The following is a 533-nucleotide window of genomic DNA, read 5'->3' as shown; positions in this document are numbered from 1 at the left end:
TAACAGATAAACATAAACGAAGGAGAAGATCATAAAGGGAAAAATTGATCTAACTAAATATTTACTCATAAATGAATGAGGAAAAAATAATAGAATAATCCAAAAGGGTAAAACACCTAAATTCAACCAAAGATAGATCATTTCAATTGTAAAGAAATTATTAATTTGTTCAATCATTTGAGGTTATAATATATTAAAAATTATAATGATTCCCTTAAAAAATAAAAAAAAAAATTTAGAGTTTACTGTATCTGAGATACGAGATTTTTCCTTAAAATACATTGAAAAATATGCTCCGTCTAAACAACAACTGAGAACATATTTATTAAAGAAATATTTAAAATCTGGTTCGACAAATGTGAAAAAGGACAATTATCAAAATTTGATAGATATTGTATTGTCAGATTTAGAGCAATCTAAGTTTATAAACGATCAGTTTTATTCTGAGAGTAAAGCAAAAAATTTGATTCAAAGAGGTAGTTCAATTAACAAAATAAGAAGCTACCTAATTTCAAAAGGAATTAATGATAAAT

The 533-nt window shown here is 23.8% G+C and carries 1 protein-coding gene and 1 pseudogene; one reads left to right on the top strand and one right to left on the bottom strand.

What is annotated here, in order from left to right:
• Nucleotides 1-141 (bottom strand): abscisic acid-deficient protein Aba4 family protein (locus AMN84_RS04990; RefSeq protein WP_256998168.1); only part of this gene is annotated, 141 nt, incomplete at its 3' end.
• Between the two features lie 64 nt (nucleotides 142-205).
• On the opposite strand from AMN84_RS04990, the pseudogene AMN84_RS04885 reads away from it, so the two are divergent.
• Nucleotides 206-533, top strand: a pseudogene (locus tag AMN84_RS04885) (RecX family transcriptional regulator); the annotation flags it as partial.

Source organism: Candidatus Pelagibacter communis (genome assembly GCF_001180105.1).
Lineage (GTDB): Bacteria > Pseudomonadota > Alphaproteobacteria > Pelagibacterales > Pelagibacteraceae > Pelagibacter > Pelagibacter ubique_K.
This window is presented reverse-complemented; position numbering and strand designations above follow the sequence as displayed.